General features: G+C 41.0%; 1 protein-coding gene. It reads left to right on the top strand.

Annotation, left to right across the window (positions count from 1 at the left end; translation table 11 throughout):
- The coding region (locus BZZ03_RS12085) for an MSCRAMM family adhesin SdrC (protein ID WP_233129001.1) at positions 1 to 310 on the top strand (310 nt) is incomplete at both ends.

Here is a 310-nt window from a genome sequence, read left to right as displayed (position 1 = left end):
AATCACTCATTGATTCTGATTTTGAATCAGATGCTGAGTTTGATGCGCTATCCGAGGTACTTGTGGATTCACTTGATGCACTGTCTGATGTGCTTGTAGATTCACTCATTGATTCTGATTTTGAATCAGACGCTGAGCTTGATGCACTGTCTGATGTGCTCATTGATTCTGATTTTGAATCGGACATTGATGTTGATGCACTGTCTGATGTGCTTGTAGAATCACTCATTGATTCTGATTTTGAATCAGATGCTGAGTTTGATGCGCTATCCGAGGTACTTGTGGATTCACTGGATGCACTGTCTGATGT

Origin of the sequence: Lactococcus petauri (assembly GCF_002154895.1) — a bacterium.
Taxonomy (GTDB): Bacteria; Bacillota; Bacilli; order Lactobacillales; family Streptococcaceae; genus Lactococcus; species Lactococcus petauri.
The sequence above is the reverse complement of the archived record's forward strand: the minus strand, read 5'-3'. Positions and strand labels throughout refer to the sequence as shown.